This is a genomic window from Burkholderia cepacia GG4, from assembly GCF_000292915.1.
Taxonomy (GTDB): Bacteria; Pseudomonadota; Gammaproteobacteria; order Burkholderiales; family Burkholderiaceae; genus Burkholderia; species Burkholderia cepacia_D.
Window position 1 is genome coordinate 2,425,345 of record NC_018513.1, and the last position, 21,829, is coordinate 2,447,173.

Annotated in this window: 18 protein-coding genes; 10 read left to right on the plus strand and 8 right to left on the minus strand. The window is 65.5% G+C overall.

What is annotated here, in order from left to right; all coding sequences use genetic code 11:
- The first annotated feature begins 281 nt into the window (after window positions 1-281).
- From GEM_RS11050 to GEM_RS11065, 4 genes are all read left to right on the plus strand, one after another.
- A complete protein-coding gene (locus GEM_RS11050; RefSeq protein WP_014897489.1) occupies window positions 282-1,034 on the plus strand; it encodes a gluconate 2-dehydrogenase subunit 3 family protein in 753 nt (250 codons plus the stop codon).
- Between the two features lie 7 nt (window positions 1,035-1,041).
- Window positions 1,042-2,820, plus strand: coding sequence for a GMC family oxidoreductase (locus tag GEM_RS11055; protein WP_041490667.1), 1,779 nt, complete (start codon window positions 1,042-1,044; stop codon window positions 2,818-2,820).
- Between the two features lie 8 nt (window positions 2,821-2,828).
- Window positions 2,829-4,205 (plus strand): c-type cytochrome, encoded by a 1,377-nt coding sequence (locus GEM_RS11060; protein ID WP_014897491.1) that lies wholly within the window; start codon window positions 2,829-2,831, stop codon window positions 4,203-4,205.
- A 114-nt stretch (window positions 4,206-4,319) separates the two neighbouring features.
- Window positions 4,320-5,180 carry a fumarylacetoacetate hydrolase family protein gene (locus tag GEM_RS11065; protein WP_014897492.1) on the plus strand — a complete coding sequence of 287 codons (861 nt, stop codon included), beginning with the start codon at window positions 4,320-4,322 and terminating at the stop codon, window positions 5,178-5,180.
- Window positions 5,181-5,216: 36 nt separating this feature from the next.
- Here the strand turns inward: GEM_RS11065 and GEM_RS11070 are convergent, their stop codons facing one another.
- From GEM_RS11070 to GEM_RS11080, 3 genes are all read right to left on the minus strand, one after another.
- Entirely contained in the window at window positions 5,217-5,528 is a 312-nt protein-coding gene (locus tag GEM_RS11070) for a DUF3331 domain-containing protein (RefSeq protein ID WP_080599388.1), read from the minus strand.
- Window positions 5,529-5,590: 62 nt separating this feature from the next.
- The gene (locus GEM_RS11075) at window positions 5,591-6,607 is read right to left on the minus strand and encodes an NADP-dependent oxidoreductase (RefSeq protein ID WP_014897494.1); all 1,017 of its coding nucleotides are present in this window, start codon (window positions 6,605-6,607) and stop codon (window positions 5,591-5,593) included.
- A gap of 96 nt (window positions 6,608-6,703) precedes the next feature.
- Window positions 6,704-7,087 carry an antibiotic biosynthesis monooxygenase family protein gene (locus GEM_RS11080; RefSeq protein ID WP_420358918.1) on the minus strand — a complete coding sequence of 128 codons (384 nt, stop codon included), beginning with the start codon at window positions 7,085-7,087 and terminating at the stop codon, window positions 6,704-6,706.
- 457 nt (window positions 7,088-7,544) lie between these two features.
- Between GEM_RS11080 and GEM_RS11085 the strand changes: the two genes are divergently transcribed.
- Entirely contained in the window at window positions 7,545-8,489 is a 945-nt protein-coding gene (locus GEM_RS11085; protein WP_014897496.1) for an AEC family transporter, read from the plus strand.
- 81 nt (window positions 8,490-8,570) lie between these two features.
- Here GEM_RS11085 and GEM_RS11090 read toward each other — a convergent pair whose 3' ends face one another.
- The gene (locus tag GEM_RS11090; RefSeq protein WP_014897497.1) at window positions 8,571-9,356 is read right to left on the minus strand and encodes an SDR family oxidoreductase; all 786 of its coding nucleotides are present in this window, start codon (window positions 9,354-9,356) and stop codon (window positions 8,571-8,573) included.
- A gap of 573 nt (window positions 9,357-9,929) precedes the next feature.
- Here GEM_RS11090 and GEM_RS11095 point away from each other — a divergent pair.
- The 3 genes from GEM_RS11095 to GEM_RS11105 all read left to right on the plus strand — a co-directional run bounded on the left by GEM_RS11095 (window position 9,930) and on the right by GEM_RS11105 (window position 14,235).
- On the plus strand, window positions 9,930-10,970 hold the full coding sequence (locus GEM_RS11095; protein ID WP_014897498.1) for an NADP-dependent oxidoreductase: 1,041 nt from the start codon (window positions 9,930-9,932) through the stop codon (window positions 10,968-10,970).
- A 43-nt stretch (window positions 10,971-11,013) separates the two neighbouring features.
- The gene (locus GEM_RS11100; protein ID WP_014897499.1) at window positions 11,014-11,697 is read left to right on the plus strand and encodes a type 1 glutamine amidotransferase domain-containing protein; all 684 of its coding nucleotides are present in this window, start codon (window positions 11,014-11,016) and stop codon (window positions 11,695-11,697) included.
- Window positions 11,698-12,027: 330 nt separating this feature from the next.
- On the plus strand, window positions 12,028-14,235 hold the full coding sequence (locus tag GEM_RS11105; RefSeq protein WP_014897500.1) for an FUSC family protein: 2,208 nt from the start codon (window positions 12,028-12,030) through the stop codon (window positions 14,233-14,235).
- A gap of 41 nt (window positions 14,236-14,276) precedes the next feature.
- On the opposite strand, the gene actP is transcribed toward GEM_RS11105, so the two are convergent.
- Together actP and GEM_RS11115 are read right to left on the minus strand one after the other, a co-directional pair.
- Window positions 14,277-15,953: a cation/acetate symporter ActP gene (gene actP, locus GEM_RS11110; protein ID WP_014897501.1), complete on the minus strand. Its 1,677-nt coding sequence runs from the start codon at window positions 15,951-15,953 to the stop codon at window positions 14,277-14,279.
- Window positions 15,950-16,267, minus strand: coding sequence for a DUF485 domain-containing protein (locus GEM_RS11115; RefSeq protein ID WP_014897502.1), 318 nt, complete (start codon window positions 16,265-16,267; stop codon window positions 15,950-15,952). Before GEM_RS11115 ends, actP begins: the two co-directional genes overlap by 4 nt.
- A 387-nt stretch (window positions 16,268-16,654) precedes the next feature.
- On the opposite strand from GEM_RS11115, the gene GEM_RS11120 reads away from it, so the two are divergent.
- Entirely contained in the window at window positions 16,655-17,581 is a 927-nt protein-coding gene (locus GEM_RS11120) for a LysR family transcriptional regulator (RefSeq protein ID WP_014897503.1), read from the plus strand.
- Between the two features lie 31 nt (window positions 17,582-17,612).
- Here GEM_RS11120 and GEM_RS11125 read toward each other — a convergent pair whose 3' ends face one another.
- Window positions 17,613-19,292 (minus strand): class I adenylate-forming enzyme family protein, encoded by a 1,680-nt coding sequence (locus tag GEM_RS11125; protein ID WP_014897504.1) that lies wholly within the window; start codon window positions 19,290-19,292, stop codon window positions 17,613-17,615.
- A gap of 110 nt (window positions 19,293-19,402) precedes the next feature.
- Window positions 19,403-20,365 carry a cyclase family protein gene (locus tag GEM_RS11130; protein WP_014897505.1) on the minus strand — a complete coding sequence of 321 codons (963 nt, stop codon included), beginning with the start codon at window positions 20,363-20,365 and terminating at the stop codon, window positions 19,403-19,405.
- Between the two features lie 333 nt (window positions 20,366-20,698).
- On the opposite strand from GEM_RS11130, the gene GEM_RS11135 reads away from it, so the two are divergent.
- A complete protein-coding gene (locus GEM_RS11135; RefSeq protein ID WP_014897506.1) occupies window positions 20,699-21,781 on the plus strand; it encodes a porin in 1,083 nt (360 codons plus the stop codon).
- Window positions 21,782-21,829: the final 48 nt, after the last annotated feature.

A 21,829-nucleotide genomic window follows, 5' to 3' on the forward strand; every position in this document is an offset into this window, starting at 1 on the left:
TCCTCCCTAAGTGGGGGGGCGTCCGGATCGACCTTGCGCGGCCGCCCGGAAATGGTCGATCACGCGCGCCCTCCCCAAACAGGGGGCTGCCATCGCGCCGGGCCGTGGGTACTGTTTGTCGCACACCCCGTTCGACGCATGATCCGACGCGCCGCTCCATTCCGGAGCAGCCGCCCGACGCATGCCTGTTGAAAGGCGTACCGGCACGCTGTCGCTGCATGGTCAGCAGACCGTAGCGGCCGCGCACGGGACGACACCCCGCAATGGTCTGAAACCCAGCTATGAGCAAAACCCAGTCACCCGGCGACCAGCCGGCGCCGGAGTCCGGCCGGCGCGTATTCCTCAAACGCATCGCCATCGTTCCCGCTGCCGTCGCGATGGGTGCGTGCCATTCGGGCGACGACGCATCGCCGGCACCGCCGTCGACGCAACACGCCGACGACGGCGTCCGGCTCGACACCTATCGTCCGGTGTTCTTCACGCTCGAAGAATGGCACTTCGTGCTCGCGGCGGTGGATCGCCTGATCCCGCACGACGACGAGGGGCCCGGCGCGCTGGACCTGAACGTGCCCGTCTTCATCGACCGGCAACTGGAAACCGGTTACGGCTACGCGGCGCACTGGTATATGCAGGGTCCGTTTCGTGCCGCCTCGCCGCTGTTCGGCTATCAGTCGAGGCTGACGCCGCGCGAGCTGTACCGAGCCGGCATCCAGGCGACGAACGCACGATGCATGCGCGAGTTCGCCGGCAAGCGCTTTGCCGAACTCGCCGTCGCGGAACAGACCGACGTGCTCGCACGCCTGGAGTCCGGCGCGATGGCATTCGACGAGATCTCGTCGACGGAATTCTTCGCGTTTCTGCTGGAGAACACCCGCGAAGGCTATCTATCGGACCCGATACACGGCGGCAACAAGGAGATGGGCAGCTGGAAGATGATCGGCTTCCCGGGCGCCCGGGCGGATTTCCTCGACTGGGTCGGGACCGGCAAGCGCTACCCGTACGGCCCGGTCAGCATCGAAGGTCAACAGGGTTGAGATGCATATGCCACAAATCACGAAGCCGGAAGTGGACGCCGTCCTCGTCGGGATGGGTTGGACAGGTTCGATCATGGGTATGGAGCTGGCCGAGGCCGGCCTGACCGTGGTCGGCCTCGAGCGCGGCGAGAATCGGGATACGAGCCCCGAGTTCGCGTACCCGGCCATCGCCGACGAACTCGCTTACATTCAGCGGCGCAAGCTGATGCAGAATCTTGCGCGCGAGACGGTCACGATCCGGCATGCGCCGAACGAAGACGCATTGCCCTACCGACAGCTCGGCGCATTCCTGCTGGGTACCGGGGTGGGCGGCTCGGGCGTGCACTGGAACGGCACGACCTGGCGCGCCAATGCTGCCGACCTCAAGATCCGCTCGCACTACGTGCAGCGCTATGGCGCCGGGTTCCTTCCCGGCGACATGACGATCCAGGACTGGCCTTATTCACTGGACGAACTCGAACCGTTCTTCGAGCGTATCGAGGCGGTGATGGGCACGTCGGGCAAGGCCGGCAATCTGCACGGCCAGATCGTCGACGGCGGCAATCCCTTCGAGGCCATGCGCCGGCGCGACTATCCGTGTCCGCCGCTCGCCGACAACTATCCGGCGACGCTGTTCAAGCACGCGGCGAGTGAAGCCGGTTTCCACCCCTTTCCGATTCCCGCGTCCAATGCGTCGGTCGCCTATCAGAATCCGTACGGGATGCAGCTCGGCCCGTGCAACTTCTGCGGCTATTGCGAAGGCTTTGGTTGCTACATGTATGCGAAGGCATCGCCGCAAGCCTGCATCTTGCCCGCGTTGCTGGCCAAACCCAATTTCGAGTTGCGCGACCGCTCCCATGTGACGCGTGTGCAACTCGATTCGTCCGGCAAGCGCGCCACCGGCGTGACCTATCTCGATGCGCAGGGCCGGGAAGTGTTTCAGCCGGCGCGTATCGTCGTGCTATGCGCATTCCAGATGCACAACGTGCGCCTGCTGCTGCTGTCCGGGATCGGAACGCCGTACGATCCGGCGACGGGAACGGGAACCGTCGGCAGGAACTTCGCCTATCAGAAGAACAGCGCGGTCTCGCTGTTCTTCGACAAGGATGTCCACATCGATCCGTTCATCGGCGCCGGCTCCGGGGGCCAGGCATTCGACGACTTCAATGCGGATCACTTCGATCATTCCGCGGCGGGGTTCGTCGGCGGCGCCTATATCAGCGCGATGGTCACCGGCGGCCGCCCGATCGGCCAGACCCTGCTGCCGGAAGGCACGCCCAAATGGGGGGCCGCCTGGAAGAAGGCGCTCAAGGACAACTACCTGCATTCGTTTTCCATCGGTACGGCGGGCTCGGTCATGTCATACCGCACGAACTACCTGGATCTCGATCCGACCTATCGCGACGCATACGGCCTCCCGCTGCTTCGCATGACATTCGACTGGCACGACAACGAGATGCGCATGACGCGCTTCGTCACCGACAAGGCCGAGCAAGTCGCGCGGGCGATGAAGCCGAAATCGATGTCGGTCCATGCCGGCAAGATCGGCGATCACTTCGACATGCGGCCTTACCAGACCACGCATACGACCGGCGGCGCGGTCTGCGGGGATCGTCCTGACACGAGCGTCGTGAACAAGTACCTGCAATCGTGGGACGTGCACAACGTATTCGTGACGGGCGCATGCGCGTTTCCGCAAAACTGGGCCTACAACCCGACCGGCATGGTGGGCGCGCAAGCGTACTTCTCGGCGCGCGCGATCCGCGAGCAGTATCTGAAGCACCCCGGTCCACTGCTACCGACATAGGAATTGCAATGGGTAAGCGACGCACGAAACCGGCCGGGATTTCATTCGGCTTGCTATTGACCTTCGCCACGCTGGCCACGTGGTTGCAACCGGCCGCCGCGAACGCGCAGGATGCCGACCAGATCGCGCGCGGCGCCTATCTGGCGCGCGTCGGCGATTGCGTGGCATGCCATACAGCGCGGCGCGACCAGCCGTTCGCCGGCGGGCTGCCGATGGAAACGCCATTCGGCACGATCTATTCGACCAACATCACGCCCGATCTCAAGCACGGGATCGGCAGCTACAGCTACGACGACTTCGCGGCCGCGCTGCGCAAAGGCGTCGCGAAGGACGGGCACCTGCTCTACCCCGCGATGCCGTACCCGTCCTTCTCGAAGGTCAGCGACACCGATACCCGTGCCCTCTATGCGTACTTCATGCACGGCGTCCGCCCGATCGGCCAGCCGAATCCGGAGACGCGGCTCCACTTTCCGTTCAACCTGCGCGTGCTGCTCACCGGATGGAATCTGCTGTTTCGCCCCACTGGCGCCTATCGCGAGGATCCGGCGCAAAGCACGGCGTGGAATCGCGGCGCCTATCTCGTCCAAGGGCTCGCGCACTGTGGCGCCTGTCATACGCCTCACGGCCTGATGGGCCAGGAGAAGGCGTTCGACGCGCGCGGCACGGACCTGTACCTGAGCGGTTACACGCTGGCGGGCTGGCATGCACCCGACCTGCGCGCCGAGCACGGAAACGGCGCCGGCGCGCTCACGCGGGACAGCATCGTTCAGCTTCTGCGAACCGGACGATCGCACGGCAGCGCCACGTTCGGCGGCATGTCCGAAGTCGTGGAGAACAGCACGCAGTATTTCAGCGATGCCGACCTGGGCGCGGTGGCCGATTACCTCGGCAGCCTCGGCCCCGGTCGCGCAGCGCAGACGTCGGCGGCACCGCCCGTCAAGCCCGACACGACCGCGGCGTTGCGCTCGGGCGTCACGCCGACCGGCGGCGCGTTGCTGTACCTCAACAACTGCAATGCGTGCCATCGCTCGGACGGCAGCGGCGCGATGAAGGCGTTTCCCGCGCTGGCCGGCAATGCGGTGGTCACGTCCGACGATCCGTCGTCGGTCATTCACGTGATTCTGACCGGCTCGCGGATGCCGTCGACCCGATCCGATCCGGCGCCGCTGGCGATGCCCGCATTCGGCTGGCGGCTATCGGACCTGCAGGTCGCCGAACTCGCGACGTTCGTACGCGGCAGTTGGGGCAATCGTGGCGGCCAGGTGAGCGCCTCCGACGTCGCGAAAGTCCGGCGGCAGGTCGATCCGGCGCAACTGAAGCGGATCCGGGCTGCCGTCGCGAACGAAGTGACCGACGACGGCGCGCCTGGTTCGACCGGCAAATGACCTCGGGCGGCTGCCCGCATCACGCGGGACCCACCATCCCGCACGCGATCGAAGGGCTGTGCGGCGCGGCCGCACGCCTTCCGGCTTGTTTGACTTGATTATCGGAAACCCATCATGCGATTCATCAGCTTCGTACGCGACGGCGCCACCGGCCTCGCCATCCGCTCCGGCGACGGCCGTTTTCTCGGACTGACACGTACCGATCCCGACTATCCCGGCGATCTCGACACGCTCGTCTCAGGCGGTCCTGCCGCGCTGGCGCAAGCGAGCCAACGCCTCCAGCTGGCCGGCCGGCCGCTCGACCTAGCCGACTGCACCCTGCTCCCGCCCGTCACGCGGCCGGCGAAGATCATCTGCGTCGGGCTCAACTATGTCGAGCACTCGCAAGAGGCGGGATACGAGGTACCGTCGTATCCGACGCTGTTCGCGCGCTTTCGCAGCAGCCTGACCGCGCACGGCGCAGCGATACGCATGCCGACGGAATCGGAGCAGCTCGATTACGAAGGCGAGCTGGCGGTGATCATCGGCCGCGGCGGCCGACGCATCGGACGAAGCGATGCGTTGAATCATGTTGCCGGCTATACGGTCTTCAACGACGCGACCCTGCGCGACTATCAGTTCAAGACGCCGCAATGGACCGTCGGAAAGAATTTCGACGAAACGGGTGCACTGGGCCCCGAGCTGGTGACCGTCGACGAACTGCCGGCGGGCGCGGCCGGTCTCAAGCTGCAGACCCGGCTCAACGGTGTCGTCGTGCAGGAAGCCAATACGAACGACATGATCTTCGACATCGCCACGCTGATCGCCACCATCAGCGAAGTCATGACGCTCGAGCCCGGCGACGTCATCGCGACCGGCACGCCGTCGGGCATCGGCATGGCGCGCAATCCGCAGCGCTGGATGCGCGCAGGCGATGTGTGCGAAGTCGAGATCGAAGGGATCGGCATCCTCAGGAATACCGTCGCGCAATCGTGATCCGGTCGTACCGGCGCTGCGCGCGCCGGTACGCGTTCACGCAGGCTGCACGCCCAGCGCATCGCTCGCGAGAATCATCGCGCCGGCATTGGTCGGCCTCGGCCGCTCCGCCGGACGAAACACGGCGTCACCGGGGAAGATGGGCAAATGTGACAGCACGCAGATGCCGCGGCGGGACGCGATGGCGCGCCGCCAGCGCTGCTCGCCGAAATGCCGGACGCCGGGCTCGACCCAACGCACCACCAGCACGCTTCCGTCACATTCCAGCACCGTCACCTGGGCACCCGCGAACTCGGGGGCGGAACCCACGCACGGCCCGTCGTCCAGTCGTGAAGTCGCATCAGGCATGTCCCACCCGCAAGCCGGCACGGTCGAACCCTGGGCGCGGTCGACCGCGCGTGTTCAATCGGTCACGTGATCCTGACCAGCATCTTGCCGGTGTTGGTCCCGTTCATCAGCCCGATAAAGGCCTCCGGCGCGCGCGCGACACCGTCGACGATCGTTTCGTCATGCACGATCTGCCCGCCCCGCAGCCACGCCGCCATCTCGTCGACGAACGCATCGCGGTGCTGCCGGTAGTCGTGCAGCAGGAAGCCCGTCAACGTCAGGCTGCGATAGACGATGTTTTCCATGAACCGCGGCCCGGGCAACACACCGACGCGGTCGTACTGCGAAATGGCACCGCAGATCGCCGTACGTCCGCCGTAATTGAAGGTCGACAACGCGGCCTCGAGATGATCGCCGCCGACGTTGTCGAAATAGACGTCGATGCCCGCGGGCGCCACGGCCTCGAGTTGCTCGAGCACCGGCGCGCGCCGGTAATTGAACGCCGCATCGTAGCCGTAGCGTTCTCGAATCACGGCAACTTTCTCGTCGCTGCCGGCCGACCCGATCACGCGCGCCGCGCCCTTCAGCCGTGCGATCTGCCCCGCGAGCGAGCCGACCGCGCCCGCTGCGGCGGAAACGAATACGACTTCATCCGCGCGCATGCGTGCCACCACCAGCAGCCCGACATAGGCCGTCATGCCGGTGGCGCCCATGACGCCGAGATGCACGCTGCTCGGCAGGTCCGGCAAGTCCGGGACGCGGGTGAACTCTGCTGCCGCGCCCTGGGCGAGGTCGCGCCAGCCGTAACGGTGCAGCACGAGATCGCCGGGTGCGAATGCGCCCGACGTGCTGTCGATTACACGGCCGACCGCGGCGCCGGTCATCGTTTCATGCAACTTGAACGGCTCGACATACGACGGCCGGTCGTCCATTCGGCCGCGCATGTACGGATCGACCGAAATGTATTCGTTGCGGACGCGCACCTCGCCGTCCGACAACACCGGAAGCGGCACCTCGACCGTCATGAAATCGTCCGCAACCGGCTGACCGTGCGGCCGTCTCGCCAGTTGAATCTGCGTGCTGATCGTGGAGAACCTCACGGCCTCTCTCTCCTTGCAAAAACCCAGGGTGCCGGCGCTGCTGGCCGGGCACGCCGCACGGATGCGGCGGTGCACCGCGCCTCATGCGCAGGCTGGTCAGACTTCGCGCACGTGCTCGACCGACGGCGGGCCCACGAAGAAGGGGCCGGCCAGTTCGCGCCAACGCTGGAAATCGGCGGTCTGGCGAAACGCGTCGTGACGCTCGACGCTTTCCCATTGCACCATCAGCCGATAGCGCGACGGTTGCTCGATACCGCGATACAGATGCAAGCCATGGCAACCGGGTGCACGTTCGATCAGCGGCTTCGCCTCGGCGACCGCACGTTCAAACCCCGGCTCACCGTTTTCCTGGATCTCGATCTGGGCAATTTCAAAAATCATGGCGGGTTTCTCCGCGCGACACGAACCGCCGCGCAGTGCAATTGACACGATGCCGGCATCGATCCCGGGCCGGACCTTCCGGGTGGGCTGCGCGCGCATGCGCGCGGCCCTGCTGCCGGCTCGCGTGGAAAGGCGAACGCGTCCGGTCGAGCGAGGTGATCGTCGACGACTTCATGCGCGCTTCGGCATGAGGCCCTGGCCAGTGTGTCCAGGCGGGATCGGACCGGCAGTTAGCGGTCGGCGCAGGACGATCGAGCAGCTTCATGCTGCGCGGCCTCGCTCCGGCATCGAATCACCTGACGGCACCCGCTCGATACGAACCGGCCAGCCTGCATCGCTTCGGCCCGTCGCCACGATGAGCCAACGATAGCGCTGTCGAGCCGAGTGCTCTACCCCCACTACGGGGGGGTGAAAAAAACCCGCGAGGCATTCATGTTGGCAGCAACGCTGCGACTCGCAGGGCCGCCTGTTGCGCCGTGTCGAGATCGCCTGGTCAGAATGCCGGTGATCGCGCCGGATACCGGCACGGTGCCCGGCGACCCGCTCTGGAGCTGCCATGACTGCACAACTATCGTCCGCGCTGGTGCCGTTTTTCTTTTCGATCGCAATGGGCTATTTCGCCGGAAAAACCCATGCCGGAACCATGCCGATCGTGTCGATCAACAAGATGCTGGTCGACTACGCGCTGCCGTTCGCGCTGTTCGTCTATACCGCGAAGATGCCGCGTGCGGAACTGGCGAGCCATCTGGTTCCCGTCACCGTTATCGTGATCTTCATGCTCGTACCGTACTGCGCGTCGCTCGTGTTGTCGAAGCATGTCTTTCATGTCGATCCGAGTCGAGCCGCGGTGCGCGCCGTAACGGTTGGCATGCCGAACTTTGCGGCCGTCGGCCTGCCGCTTCTCGTCGCCGTGTACGGCGAGTCGAGCACCCTGACGGTCGCGTTCGCGATCACCATCGCGTCGGTCGTGATGTCCCCGGCGTGCCTGATTCTGCTCGAGCGCGCCCGCAGCACCGAACACGCGCGTCGGCCGAATGCGCCACCGCTCGCCGGCGCGCTGCTCAACACGTTCCTGAAGCCGGTCGTCCTGGCGCCGCTCGGCGGCATGGCCTGCTCCGTGCTCGGATGGCACCTGCCCACGCTGATCGCCCAATCGCTGGGCATCATCGGCGGCACGACGGCCGGTCTCGCGCTGTTTTCCACCGGCCTCATCCTTGCCGCGCTGCCGATCCAACTGAACCCTGAGGTAGGGGTTGCGCTGCTGCTCGGCCACCTCGTGCAGCCGCTGCTCGCATGGCTCTGCGTCCGCCTCTTCTCCGTGCCGGCGCCGATGGCCGGTCAGCTTGTGCTGCTGGCGGCGATACCGTGCGGTTCGTTCGGCATCCTGTTCGGGCTCGGCTACGAAATCGACGATCCGACCGCGGGCGCGACGCTGGTCGCGTCGAGCCTCCTGTCGGCGGTGACGCTGACGATCACGATCTCGCTGCTCCGCTTCGTATAGACGCGCCGCCCTTGGGGCCGCGGCAACGTTCGTCCGTGCATGCCGGACCACCTGACCGTGTGTTGCGTTCGTTCGCGCGGCTCACCGCTTGCCGCCTACGATCCGTTGCCATGCCGCGGCCTGTTCATCGCGCACGAGCTGCTCGGCGGACGCGGGCTTGACGGTACGATACGGCGGCGCGTCCGCCTCGATCACCGCGACGATGGCGTCGATCATTTCCGCGGGATCGTGTTGCCGATTCAGTTCGCGCGTCGGCCAGTGGGCGACCACGCGCTCGCCCTGGTCCCACCACTGATCCATGCTTTCCATGCCGGTGTCGTTGAAGCCGGTGCGATAGGCGCCGGGATTGATCGTCACGACTTCGACGCCGTAAGGCTTCAGTTCCTCCTCCATCGCGGCGCAGATGCCTTCGACGGCATGCTTCGACGCGGCGTAGGCACCGTCGAACGGCACCTTGACGAGTCCCGCGACCGACGACATCCAGACGATCCGGCCATGCCCGCGCACGACCATCCTGCGTGCGAATCCCTGCGCCACTTCGAGCGCCGCAAAGACATTCGTTTCGAACACCGAGCGAAACACGGCTATCGGAATCTCCACCAGCGGGCCGGATTCCATGATGGCCGCGTTGTTCAGCAGCACATCGACGTCGTGCGTCAATGCATGCGCACGATCGATTTCGTTCGTCACATCGAACTTGATGACCTGCATGTCCACCCCGCGCGCCTTGGCCTCCTGCCGCAGCGCCCAGACCTGCGGCCAGATCTGGCCACCCGCGATCACGCGATGCCCGCGTTCGGCAAGCGCGAACGCGACCCCGCGCCCGAACCCGGACCCCGCACCGGTTATCAACACCGTTCTGGTCATGCCCCCTCCCGCTCGGTAGACGATGATTGCGCCGGCCGGACCGACTCGGACGGCGACCTTGCCGACTACCTTACGGCGTTTCGCGCAGCCAACGCGCCCCCCCGATCGGGGAGGCGGACCGCATCGCCGTCGCGGTCCGGAAGCGACCGTATGCCGTCACTCACCGCAACGCCCGATCCCGGCGAGCGCCTTATGACACGGCCCTTGCGGCGAACCGAGGCGCGGTTCGCCGTGGCCGTGCGTGCCGCGTCAACCGCAAACGGGACAGATCGCGGCGCGCGAAATCGCGCCGCACGGTTACTAGACGACTGGTCTACTCGGTCGTATGATCCGCATCACGGTTCGACCTCGTGGTCGGCCCTCGCATTCATGCGATGCATGGCGCAACCGGGCGCGCCCCCGCAGGTCAAGCCCTGCGACGTTGCCCGCAAGCGCCCAGGCACTAGACGACTGGTCTACTTTGCGCATGCGGCGTGCCCTGGCACGTCGTCCCGCGCATTGCGACCGTCACGCGAAAAACCCGCCGCCAACCGGCCCGATCCGGGCGGCGAAACCTTCACACCGAGGTCACCCATGCCGCAATCCCCATCCGTCAATCGCCGGGTCGTCCTGGCCAGCCGCCCCGTCGGTGCGCCGGCAGCGCACGACTTCCGGCTTGAAACCACAGCCGTGCCGACGCCCGCCGACGGCGAAGTCCTGCTGCAGACGCTTTACCTGTCGCTCGATCCCTACATGCGGTGGCGCATGAGCGACGCGCCGTCCTACGCGCCGCCGGTTGCGCTCGGCGATACGATGGTGGGCGGCACCGTCAGCCGCGTCATCGCCTCGAAGCATGCCGCGTTTGCGGTTGGCGACCTGGTGCTTGGCGACAGCGGCTGGCAGGACTATGCGCTCTCCGACGGCGCGGATCTGATGCCGCTCGGCACGGATCTCGACCACCCGTCCCATGCGCTTGGCGTGCTTGGCATGCCGGGCTTCACCGCCTACACGGGCCTGCTGCAGATCGGGCAACCGAAGCCGGGCGAAACGGTCGTCGTCGCGGCGGCGAGCGGTGCGGTTGGCGCCGTCGTCGGCCAGATCGCGAAACTGAAGGGCTGCCGCGTCGTCGGCATTGCGGGCGACGCGGAGAAATGCCGGTATGTCACCGAGACGCTCGGCTTCGACGTGTGCCTCGATCGGCGCGCGCCCGATCTGGCACGGCAGATCGCGCAAGCCTGCCCCGACGGCATCGACGTCTACTTCGAGAACGTCGGCGGCGCGATCTTCGACGCCGTGCTGCCGCGCCTCAACGTCGGCGCGCGCGTGCCGCTCTGCGGCCTGATCTCGCAATACAACGACAGCGAACCGGCGCCCGGCCCCGACCGCCTTCCGCTCCTGACCGACACGCTCCTGAAGAAACGGATCCGCATGGAGGGCTTCATCATCCTCGATCACTATGCGACCGGCTATCAGGCGTTCCTGGCCGAAATGGGCGGATGGGTCAAGGCCGGCGAGATCACGCCGCGCGAGGACGTCACCGACGGCCTGGAACACGCGCCGGACGCGCTCATCGGTCTGCTCGCGGGAAAGAACTTCGGCAAGGTGGTCGTGCGCGTCGCCGAAGCCGCTGCGTAAAGCGGATTCGCGCATCCATCATTCATCTTCATCCATCGACATCATGAAACTTCTGTTCGTCCTGACCTCCCACGACACCCTCGGTTCGACCGGCGAGAAAACCGGCTTCTGGCTCGAGGAATTCGCTGCCCCCTACTTCACGCTGAAAGACGCAGGCGCCGACATCACGCTTGCGTCGCCGGCCGGCGGCCAGCCGCCGCTCGATCCGAAAAGTGCGGACCCCGCATTTCAGACTGACGCCACGCGCCGCTTCGAAGCGGATCCGGACGCGCGGGACGCGCTCGCGGCCACGCAAAAACTGTCCGAGGTTGCCGTCGACGGGTTCGACGCGGTGTTCTATCCGGGCGGCCACGGCCCCCTCTGGGATCTCGCCGAAGATGCACGGTCGATCTCGCTGATCGAGCAGGCCATCGCACTGGGCAAGCCGGTCGCGGCCGTCTGCCACGCACCGGGTGTGCTGCGCCATGCCAAGGGGCCGGACGGCAAGCCGCTCGTCGCCGGCAAGACCGTCACCGGCTTCTCGAATACGGAAGAGGATGCCGTCGGGTTGACAAACATCGTGCCGTTTCTCGTCGAGGACGAACTCAAGTCGAAGGGTGGCCGCTATTCGAAAACCGATGACTGGCAACCGTATGTGGTCGTCGACGGCCTGTTGATCACCGGCCAGAATCCGGCGTCGTCCGAACCGGCCGCCCAGGCGCTGTTGAACCTGCTGACGCGCACCTGACCCACGGAGCGCGCTCCGCACCGGCGGCGAACGCCCGGTTCGCCGCCGGTCGTGCGCAAGCACGAAACGCGCGGGACAGCATTCGACCGAGCACCCGCGGCAGCGATCACGATGCGGTGCACGGCTCGCCTGTCGATTCCTGCCGCGTAGCGGAACGGGCCGCGCGCGGCGAGCGGCCCGCTCGAGCATCGCGCCCGGTCGTCGCGCGATGACGTCGATCCTGATCCGGAAAAAGCGTTTAACACCACGCGCAACACTCGAGCGCGGTTCCGGAAAATACAATCACGGTCGTCCTGTCGCCGCACGCCCGCATCACGCGCCACCACCATCATGTCTTCGTCGCCCTTCAGATTCACATCGTATATTTCGGATACCAAAACAGGTATCGCCATCGCCAATGCCGCCCGCAACTGGGCCGGCACGAGCGGCGTCACCTGGCTGTACCTCTTCAAGACCATTCTCGCCGCACTTCTGGCGCTCGGTGTGGCGATGAAGCTCGAACTGCCGATGCCACGCACGGCGATGACGACGGTCTTCGTGCTGATGCAACCGCAAAGCGGCATGGTGCTCGCCAAAAGCCTGTACCGGATCTGCGGCACGATCGTGGGCCTGCTCGCCATGCTGGTGCTGATCAGTCTGTTCGGGCAGACGCCGGAACTGTTCCTCGGTGCAACCGCGCTCTGGATCGGCATTTGCACGGCAGGTGCCGCGCGCAACCGCAACTTCCGGACCTATGGCTTCGTGCTCGCCGGCTACACCGCCGCGCTCATCGGCATCCCGTCATGGCAGCATCCGGACGCAGCCTTTCTTTCGGCGATGACGCGTGTGACGGAGGTGACGATCGGCATCCTGAGTTCGGGTGCGGTCAGCGCGCTCGTCTTTCCGCAGCATGTCAGCGAACAGATCAACCGCGTGAACAGCGCGCGGTTCGCCGCGTTCGCGGACGATGTGCTGGCGATTCTGTCCGGCCGGATCGACCGGTCGTTTCTCGAGGCGCTGAGCGTGCGCGTCGTCGACGAGACCGTCAACGCGGAAGCCGCGCGCAGCGCCGCGGTGTTCGAAGGCCCCGACACACGCTTGCGAAACGGCCGCCTGACTCGTCTCAATGCGGAGCGCATGGCAGCGTCGACGCGCCTGCACGCGTTGAGTCAGCTGATCGCCCGACTGCGGGTCGCGCGAGCCGATGTCGTGCTGACGGAGATCGATGCACTGATGGCCGGTATCGCGGCACCGCTCCGTCTCGAACGGCAGGATGCGACGCACGCCGACGCTATCGACACACTCGCCACGTCGCTGGCCGCCAACCTCGAACGCTGCCGCACGGCGCTGCCCGGCCGCGCACAGCTGGCGCGAAACCGGCTCGGCAGCGGCGCGACCGCGCTCGACTTCGACACGGCCGTCGACCTGCTCGACCGGTTCCTGGACAGCTATATCGCCTATGCGAGCACCTATCTGTCGCTGAACGCCACCGCGCACGAGCGCGAACAGTGGGTGGCACCATACGAGCCGCGCACCAATCCGCTGATCGCGGCAGTCGCCGGCGTCCGCGCGATGCTGCTGACGCTCGTGCTGAGCGCGTTCTGGATCGCGACCGCCTGGCCGTCGGGCGCCCTGCTCGTGCTGAACGGCGGCGCCATCTGCGCACTGGTCGCATCTTCCGCGCGCCCGTCTCGCACGGCGTTCCAGATGGCGATCGGCACGGCGTTCGCGTCCGTCATCGGGCTGATCGTCATGTTCGTCGTCTACCCGGTCATCGACGGCTTCCCGCTGCTGTGCGTGGTACTCGCTGCGCCGCTCGCATTGGGATGCTGGATGACGACGCGCCCGTCGCTGGCCGGGTACGGCATCGGATACTGCATCTATTTCTGCTTTCTGACGGGCCCCGACAATGTCGTCGCCTACGATCCGACGTCCTTCATGAACGACGCGATCGCGCTGGTCCTGTCGATGCTGATGGCGTCGGTCGCGTTCGAATTGTTCCTGCCGCCGACGATGCGCGGGTTGCGCAAACACCTGCTGGCCGACCTGCGCAGGCAGGTCGTGTTCGCCTGCACCGACTCGGCCGCGACGCTGCGCACGCGCTTCGAAAGCCGCACGCGCGACCTCATGTATCAGGTTCGGTCGATCTCGCGTGACGACCCGGTGGCGAACGGCGAATCCGTCGAATGGTTCCTGTCCGTCCTTGAGATCGGCTCGGCCGTCGTGGACCTGCGCGGCGCGATGGCCAGCGAGGCCGCACGGACGGCCCCGGACGCCGCACCGGCATGGCTCGACGATTGCGCATCCGCATGCTGCGCGATCCGGCTGCTGTTCGAGGCGCCGACACCGAAGGCCAGCGCCGCCGCCACGCACGCGGTGCAGGTTGCAATCGCCACGCTGCAACGGACGATGCAGACTACCGATGCGGCTCGCCCGGCGGCGCCTCACCTTCAGACGGTGCTCGGTAGTCTGCATTTCATTCACAGCGCGCTCGCGGCACCCGATTCGCCGCTGCCCGCGCCGAATGTCCACGCGCCGGCACCAGGCCGCGCACACTGACGCGTGCACCGGCGTGCATCGGGCATCGCGGCTGGTTCAGGTCAATGCTCGACCGCTCGTTCCGCACCGAGTCCGGTCTGAGCGCGGACGAACTGGGCGTCGAACGCACGCCGTTCCGCGTCGGCCTTCGAACTCCGGTCGAGTGTCGACATCAGGTAGCTCGCCAGGAACGCCAGCGGCATCGTAAACAACGCCGGATGATCGTACGGGAACACGGCAGCCGGATGCCCGAGCACCGACTTCCACACGGCCGGCGACAGAATGACCAGCGACACCGACGATACGAGCCCGACGATGCCGCCGCAGACGGCACCGCGGCTCGTCAATCCCTTCCAGTACATCGAAAGCACGAGCGGCGGGAAGTTCGCCGACGCGGCAACGTTGAACGCTAGCGCGACGAGAAAAGCGAGATTCTGCCCTTTGAACAGCAGGCCAAGCGCGACGGCCACGGCGCCGATCGCCAGCGTCGTCCACCGCGTGACGCGAATCTCCGCTGCCCCGCTGGCTCGCCCCTTGCACAGCACGCTCGCATAGAGATCGTGCGATACGGCCGACGCACCCGCCAATACCAGGCCCGACACCACGGCCAGGATGGTGGCGAACGTCACCGCCGCGAGGAATCCGAGGAACAGGCTGCCGCCCGTCGCGTCGGCGAGATGCATCGCCACCATATTGCTCCCGCCGCGCAGCACGCCGCCCACGCGTCCGCCCTCGAAGAACTGCGGGTCGGTGCCGACGATCACGACGCTCGCGAGGCCGATGACGAACATCGCAATGAACATGAAGCCGATGCACGTGCTTGCAACGAATACGCTCTTTCTGGCTTCCCGTGCATTCGGAACGGTAAAGAAGCGCATCAGGACGTGCGGCAGTCCGGAGAGTCCGAACACCGTCGCGAGCGACATCGAGACGGCCGAAACGGGATCCGAGAACAGGCGGCCCGGCTCCATCAGCGAGTTCCCCGCCTTGTGCACCGAGATCGCCGACCTTGCAAGCCGTTCGAAGCTGAACCCGAAGTGACCGAGCGCCAGGAGCGTCAGCAACGTGCCGCCGAACATCAGCAGGACGGCCTTGATGATCTGGACCCACGTCGTCGCGATCATCCCGCCGAAGGTCACGTAGACGATCATCAGACACCCGACGCCGACGACCGCATAGGTGTAGTCGATGCCGAACAGCAGTTGAACTAGTTCTCCCGCGCCGACCATCTGGACGATCAGATAGAAAAACACCACCGTCAGCGAACTGACCACGCCCATCCAGCGCGTGCTGACCGGATCGAGCCGGTAGGCGATGATGTCGACGAACGTGAACCGGCCGAGATTGCGCAGCCGCTCGGCCATGAGGAACAGCATCACCGGCCAGCCCACGAAGAAGCCGACGACATAGAGCAGGCCATCGTAGCCTTTCGCGTAGACAAGGCTCACGACGCCGAGCAAGGTCGCGGCGGACATGTAGTCGCCGGCGACCGCAAGGCCGTTCTGAAGCCCGCTGATGCCGCCGCCGGCGGTGAGGAAGTCGTTCACCGTCCTGGTGCGGCGCGCCGCCCAGTACGTGATGCCCAGCGTCATGCCGACGAACACCATGAACATTGCGATGGCGGCCAGATTGAGCGGCTGACGCTGCCCCGCCTCCACGACCGGGCCAGCCCAGGCAAGGCCGCCCGGCGTGGCGGCAAGCGCGCATGCCGCGATCGAAACGCGTGCGCTCGATTTCATTGCCCCACCTCACCCAGCAATTCGTTGGTCAGCCTTTCGAACCGGTCATTCGCGACACGGACATAGAGCCACGTGAGCCCCCACCCCGCGACGATCACGGCAATCGCGAAGATCACGCCGACCGTCGTGACACTTCCCGCCCACGCGGGGCTGCGCAACAGGTCAGGCCGCAACGCGACCAGCGCGATCAGCCCGAAATACGCGCCCAGCACGATGACCATCGACACCCGGCCCAGGCGTGCGCGTTCGTCGACCAGCTCACGAAACTTCACATGCTCCCGGATGCGCGAAACTGCGCTTGCATTCAACGTCATATGCCTCCTCCATCGCCAATGTGGAGAATCAGGACCGCCTTGCGCATCCGTCATCCCGTCAATCGATTCGTTATCCATAAAATGTCGCTCACTGCTTTACCCGATCGACCTTCGTTGCGCAATCGCCGGGCCGACTGAGCTTATTTCCGCCATGGGCGAATAGCAGCCCCCTCAGGTGGGGGGCACCGGCGCGTTCACGTGTGCTCCGGGGAAACACCGATCATTCCCGGCGACGGCCATCACCCGGGGCTGGCGCAGGTATGGAATGTCAGGGCGCGCGGCCCGAGGCGTCCTGCCCCCCGTCCGGGGGGTGGCAAAAATGCGTGTTCGCGCGGTATTTCTGACGAATTGCCGCTGCCACCGCGCCCTCCTCTCATTCCCGATGTCATGAACATTTTCCGGACCGACCTGAACCTGCTCGTGGTGCTCGAACGCATCTACGCCCAGCAGAGCATCACGCGCGCGGCGCAGCAGCTCAATCTCAGTCAATCGGCGGTCAGTCATGCGCTGAACCGGCTGCGCGAACTGCTCGGCGATCCGCTGTTCGAGCGTCACGGCAATGCCATGATGCCCACTCCATTTACGAGGGCGATCATCGCGCGCGTGCGCAACGGCCTGCATACGCTCGAATGCACGCTGCATGAAGCCAGCCGGTTCGATGTCGCGACGACGATCAGGCGCTTCACGATCGGCATTCTCAATGCACAGGAACCGGTGGTATTGCCCCCGATCGCGCAATACGTCGCGCAGCACGCGCCGTCGATCGACATCGCCGCGGTGCAACACGATCGGCGCGCGATAGAAGCGGACCTGCTCACCGGCTCGCTCGATGCCGTGATCGACGTGCTGCTGCCGCACCCGCAATCCGTTCGCAGCACCAGGCTCTCGACCGACCGGTACGTCGTGCTGTGCCGGCGCAATCACCCGCGCGTCAGCCAGCGCCTCGACCTCGGCGCCTACCTCGCCGAAGAGCACGTGCTCGTGACGAGCCGGCAACGTGGCGGCGGCGTCGAAGATGCCGCACTCGTCAAGCTCGGCGCCGAGCGCCGCGTCCGCCTGCGATGCATCCGCTACTTCGCCGCGTGCCGCGTCGTCAACCAGACCGACCTGCTGCTGACCATGCCGGAGCGATACGCGCGGCTGCTCAACGGGATGTGCGGCAACCAGATGCTCGAATGCCCATTCGACGCATCGATCGATACCTATCTCTACTGGCACGCGAATTCCGATGCCGATCCCGCGAATCGTTGGCTGCGCCAGCAACTGGGTGAAGTATTCGAGTCCGTTCGCGCGGACCCGGCGAGGCACCCGTGATGCGGTGCCGCGCCGGCCGATGGCCGCTCGCTTACCCGCGCAGCTCGCGCCTGAGGATCTTCCCCGTCATGGTCTTCGGCAATTCGTCGATGATCTCGACGATGCGCGGATACTTGTACGCCGCCATCCGTTCCTTGCAGTAAGCGATCAGCGCGTCGGGCGAGACTTCGGCATGCGGCTTCAGGCTCACGACGGCCTTGACCGTTTCTCCCCGATAACTGTCCGCGACACCGACAACCGCGGCCTCGCGTACCGCCGGATGCGAATACAGGACGTCCTCGACCTCGCGCGGCCAAACCTTGTAGCCGCCCGCGTTGATCATGTCCTTCTTGCGATCGACGAGATAGAACCAGCCTTGCTCGTCCATGAAGCCGACGTCACCGGTCCGGAAGTAGCCGTCGACGATCGCTTTCGCACTCTCGGCCGGCTTGTTCCAGTAGCCGGGCACGACCATCGGCCCACGCGAAATGATCTCGCCGATCTCGCCCGACGGCAGCGGGAGGCCGGCTTCGTCGCCGATGTACGACTCCACGTTGAACACCGGCACGCCGACAGCGAGCGTGCCGGTCGACGGATCGACAGGTGCGTCGCGATCGAGCGGCACGCAGTGCGTCGGCGAGTTCGTCTCGGTCAAGCCGTAGCCGTTGTGAAGGGTGCGGCCGAAGCGCGCGCGGAACGCATCGATGACGCTCGGCGGAATCGGCGCGCCGCCGGAGTAGATGTGTCGCATCGACACCAGATGTTCGCGTGTTGCCTGCGGATGGTTCATCAGCGCGATGAACGCCGTGATCGAGCCGATCGTGAATTCGGCGCGATGCTCGCGGATCGCATCGAGGATCACGCCCGGCTCGAAACGGCACGCAAGAATCAGCGGTGCCGCGCAGATCAATGCCGCGCCGATATGTCCCACCAGTCCGGTAATGTGAAACAGCGGCGCGACGCCGAGGATCGGGCCGCCCTCCCGCAGCTCGATCCAGTCACGGTACACCTGCGCGTTGAACGCGATGTTGCCGTGCGTGTTCATCGCGCCTTTCGGCACGCCGGTGGTGCCCGACGTGTACACGAGCATCGCGACATCCGCTGGCCCGAGCGTGACGGGTGGCGGCTGGTGGCCGCGATACGCGGCAATCGTCGTCGACAGATCCTCCACACCTTGCGCCGGCTGCCGTCGCGTCCCGGCAAAGAGCCGTGCATCGTGGCGGCTCTGGTACTCGAGTTCGCAGGTGGTCATCACGGCTGGCTGCACCGCCGGCTCGCCGCACGCGGCGGCCTCGGCTTCCTCCGCGAGAAACGGGCGGACGACGTCCGCATACAGCGATTCGTGACAGACCAGCATGCGCGCGCCCGAATCCGCGAGCAATACGCGCAGCTCGCGTGAACGGTTCATCGGATTGATCGACACTGCGATCATCCCGAGCTTCCACGCGGCGACCAGCGCGATCACGAACTGCGGCACGTTCTGCAGATACAGCGCAACGCGGTCGCCGGCTGCGCAGCCGCGCTCGCGCCACGCGCATGCAAGGGCGTCCGATTGCGCATCGAGCTCGGCGTAGGTCAGCACGCCGTCGAAATACAGTATCGCGGCCCGCTCCGGCGCCCGTGCGACGGCCGCCCGGAACATGCCGAGCGCATCGGTAAATACCGGCGAGATCGTCGCCGGATGGCCGGCTGCATAGTTCGCGAGCCAGGGCTTCTTGTCATAGGGCGTCATGGACACTCCAGGAATGGGCAGCGCGTCATCACGTGCGCGCGCCACCGAAATTGCACTGCGCGCCCGGCGCTTGCCAGCGCCGGACACGGTCGAGCCGGAGTGGCAACGGCCTACTTGATAACCACCGGGTTGACCGGCGCGCCGCTACCGCTGACGACCTTGAGCGGCGCCGCCGTGTACAGGAACGACCATTGCCCGTCGTCTGCGCAGTCGGCCGCGAGCGGATCGAGCTGCGCGATCTCGGTCAGCGTGACGCCGAGGTTGCGCATCAGCGCGTTGTGCAGCGGCAGCGCGACGCCCGATTCCGGATCGATCGTCACTTCGTTCGCGATCGTATCCGTGACGAGGTTCGGGATCTCCATCCGCTGGAACCATTCGACGAGCGCCGGGCTGTAGGTCAGGCCGGGCTCGACGAAATTCTTGTAGAACTCGCTCTTGTCGCGCTCGTAGAACGAGCCGATCCAGCCGGTGCGGATCACGAGGACGTCGCGCTTTTCGATCGTCACGCGCTGCGCTTCGGCGGCCTCGAGCAGATCGCGATGCGTGAAGGTCTCGCCCGGATCGAGTACGTCCTTGCCGCGATGCCGGGCGATGTCGATCAGCACGCCGCGCCCGACGACGCCGCGCTCCGCGATCGGCAATACGCTCGCCTTCGCGAGGCCGCCGATCGTCGACTTCGCGTCGTAGCCATTCCAGATCTGGTCGCCGTACCAGACGTGTCCGAGGGCGTCGTACTGCGTGGAGCCCTGCAGATACATGATCATCATGTCGTCCGCGTATTCGAGGAGCCCGGGGAACAGCGGCCCCTTGCCGCACATGTAGTGGCCCTTGTCCATCACGTTCATGCGGCATGCCTGGGAGCGGCCCGGCCAGACAGGGTCGCCCTTCGGATTGCCCATCTGGATCTGCAGCGTGAAGGTCTTGCCGGATCGCACGGCCGCCACGCCGCGCAGCACTTCCGTCTCGGTCAGGTAATTAAGCGAACCGACTTCGTCGTCCGGCCCCCACTTGCCCCAGTTCTTCGGCGCATCGCGCAACAGTTCAGCCATCTCCGGAACGTTCTTCGACTCCATGCATCGTCTCCTTTCAAGTCAACCGCCCTAATCTCCCCGGTCGACTGCATGCACGGAAGACTTCCGCGCAGATCGCCGGGATTCGTCGATTTTTTAATGATTGAAAGCGTAGGCAGGCAGAAAATTCGGCGCAAATGAATTGTTTTCATGGACCTCGATCGATTTCACACATATCTAGTACTACTACCATATTTCAATATGGCGCCACCACGATCTACCATCGATATAAATGAAGCAGAAATCCCAGGCCTGGAAGTTTCTTGATTCATTTTTCAAATCGATTCAAAAAATACAAATCATTAGAAATCCAAATTAACCTGGAGATAATAAACGATGTCATTCCGTTCCGGAATTCGTTCAATCGCACTGGTGACCGCCATCATGGGAGGCGCGGCACCGCAGGCCCATGCGCAGAGCAGCGTGACGCTTTACGGCATCGTCGACAGCGGCGTCCTGTACACGAGCAAGACCGTCGATCCGGCAACCGGACGAAACGCCGGCCATCAGTTTTCGCTGATCAGTGGCGGCATGACGCCTTCGCTGTTCGGCCTGAAAGGCAGCGAAGATCTCGGCGGCGGCATGAAAGCGATCTTCACGCTGGAGAGCGGCATCGACCTGTCGAAAGGTGGCTTCACCGATTCGAACGGAAACTTCTTCGGCCGCCATGCCTGGATCGGCATCGAGAGCGGCGTGGGTACCGTCAAGGCCGGCCTGCAGTTTTCCCCGTTCGTGCTCTCGCTGATCTCGACCGACCCGCGCTCCGTATCGTTCTTCGGCAGCCAGGTGCCGATCTACGTGGGCAATGTGTTCGTCACCGGCATCTTCAACGCGAATGCCATCTCGTATGCAAGCCCGACGATTGCCGGCTTTCAGGGCAACGCGATGCTCGCGCTGGGTGGCGTCGCCGGCAATTTCCAGGCGGGCCGTCAGTACTCGGCGAGCCTGAACTACACGTATGGCCCGATGCTTGTCAGCGCCGCGATGTATAGCGGCAACGCCGGCGGCACGGCTGCGACGACGCCCCTGCCGAGCACGGTCGCGTTCTCGGGCCGCACGATCGGCGCGCGTTACGAGTTCAGCGACCTGACCGTGAACGCGGTATTCGTCAATTACAAGGCCGCGGGCTCGTTCGACAACCGCGTCTACGGCGGCGGCCTCAGCTACCGGTTCACGCCGACGATCCATGCCGACGCGGGCGTCTGGTACACGAGCGACGGGAACGATACCGCGAACCATTCCATTCTGGCCGCAACGGGCCTGACCTACAGCCTGTCGAAGGCGACGCTGATTTACGGCCAGCTCGGGTTCGTCAACAACCACGGCAAGATGAACACGGGCCTGTCCACCAACGGCGCGCTTGAAGGCGTGTCCGGATCGACGTTCGGCACCGTCGTCGGGATTCGGCATCTCTTCTAGATCCCGTGCGGCACGTACACCGAGCCGGGCGAATCGGAACCCGTCGAT

Excerpts from the sequence above, each read along its gene's own strand:
- GEM_RS11050 (WP_014897489.1), top strand. The coding sequence starts at position 282 with ATGAGCAAAACCCAGTCACCCGGCGACCAGCCGGCGCCGGAGTCCGGC.
- GEM_RS11055 (WP_041490667.1), top strand. The coding sequence starts at position 1,042 with ATGCCACAAATCACGAAGCCGGAAGTGGACGCCGTCCTCGTCGGGATG.
- GEM_RS11060 (WP_014897491.1), top strand. The coding sequence starts at position 2,829 with ATGGGTAAGCGACGCACGAAACCGGCCGGGATTTCATTCGGCTTGCTA.
- GEM_RS11065 (WP_014897492.1), top strand. The coding sequence starts at position 4,320 with ATGCGATTCATCAGCTTCGTACGCGACGGCGCCACCGGCCTCGCCATC.
- GEM_RS11070 (WP_080599388.1), bottom strand. The coding sequence starts at position 5,528 with ATGCCTGATGCGACTTCACGACTGGACGACGGGCCGTGCGTGGGTTCC.
- GEM_RS11080 (WP_420358918.1), bottom strand. The coding sequence starts at position 7,087 with ATGCGCGCGCAGCCCACCCGGAAGGTCCGGCCCGGGATCGATGCCGGC.
- GEM_RS11085 (WP_014897496.1), top strand. The coding sequence starts at position 7,545 with ATGACTGCACAACTATCGTCCGCGCTGGTGCCGTTTTTCTTTTCGATC.
- GEM_RS11090 (WP_014897497.1), bottom strand. The coding sequence starts at position 9,356 with ATGACCAGAACGGTGTTGATAACCGGTGCGGGGTCCGGGTTCGGGCGC.
- GEM_RS11095 (WP_014897498.1), top strand. The coding sequence starts at position 9,930 with ATGCCGCAATCCCCATCCGTCAATCGCCGGGTCGTCCTGGCCAGCCGC.
- GEM_RS11100 (WP_014897499.1), top strand. The coding sequence starts at position 11,014 with ATGAAACTTCTGTTCGTCCTGACCTCCCACGACACCCTCGGTTCGACC.
- GEM_RS11105 (WP_014897500.1), top strand. The coding sequence starts at position 12,028 with ATGTCTTCGTCGCCCTTCAGATTCACATCGTATATTTCGGATACCAAA.
- actP (WP_014897501.1), bottom strand. The coding sequence starts at position 15,953 with ATGAAATCGAGCGCACGCGTTTCGATCGCGGCATGCGCGCTTGCCGCC.
- GEM_RS11115 (WP_014897502.1), bottom strand. The coding sequence starts at position 16,267 with ATGACGTTGAATGCAAGCGCAGTTTCGCGCATCCGGGAGCATGTGAAG.
- GEM_RS11120 (WP_014897503.1), top strand. The coding sequence starts at position 16,655 with ATGAACATTTTCCGGACCGACCTGAACCTGCTCGTGGTGCTCGAACGC.
- GEM_RS11125 (WP_014897504.1), bottom strand. The coding sequence starts at position 19,292 with ATGACGCCCTATGACAAGAAGCCCTGGCTCGCGAACTATGCAGCCGGC.
- GEM_RS11130 (WP_014897505.1), bottom strand. The coding sequence starts at position 20,365 with ATGGAGTCGAAGAACGTTCCGGAGATGGCTGAACTGTTGCGCGATGCG.
- GEM_RS11135 (WP_014897506.1), top strand. The coding sequence starts at position 20,699 with ATGTCATTCCGTTCCGGAATTCGTTCAATCGCACTGGTGACCGCCATC.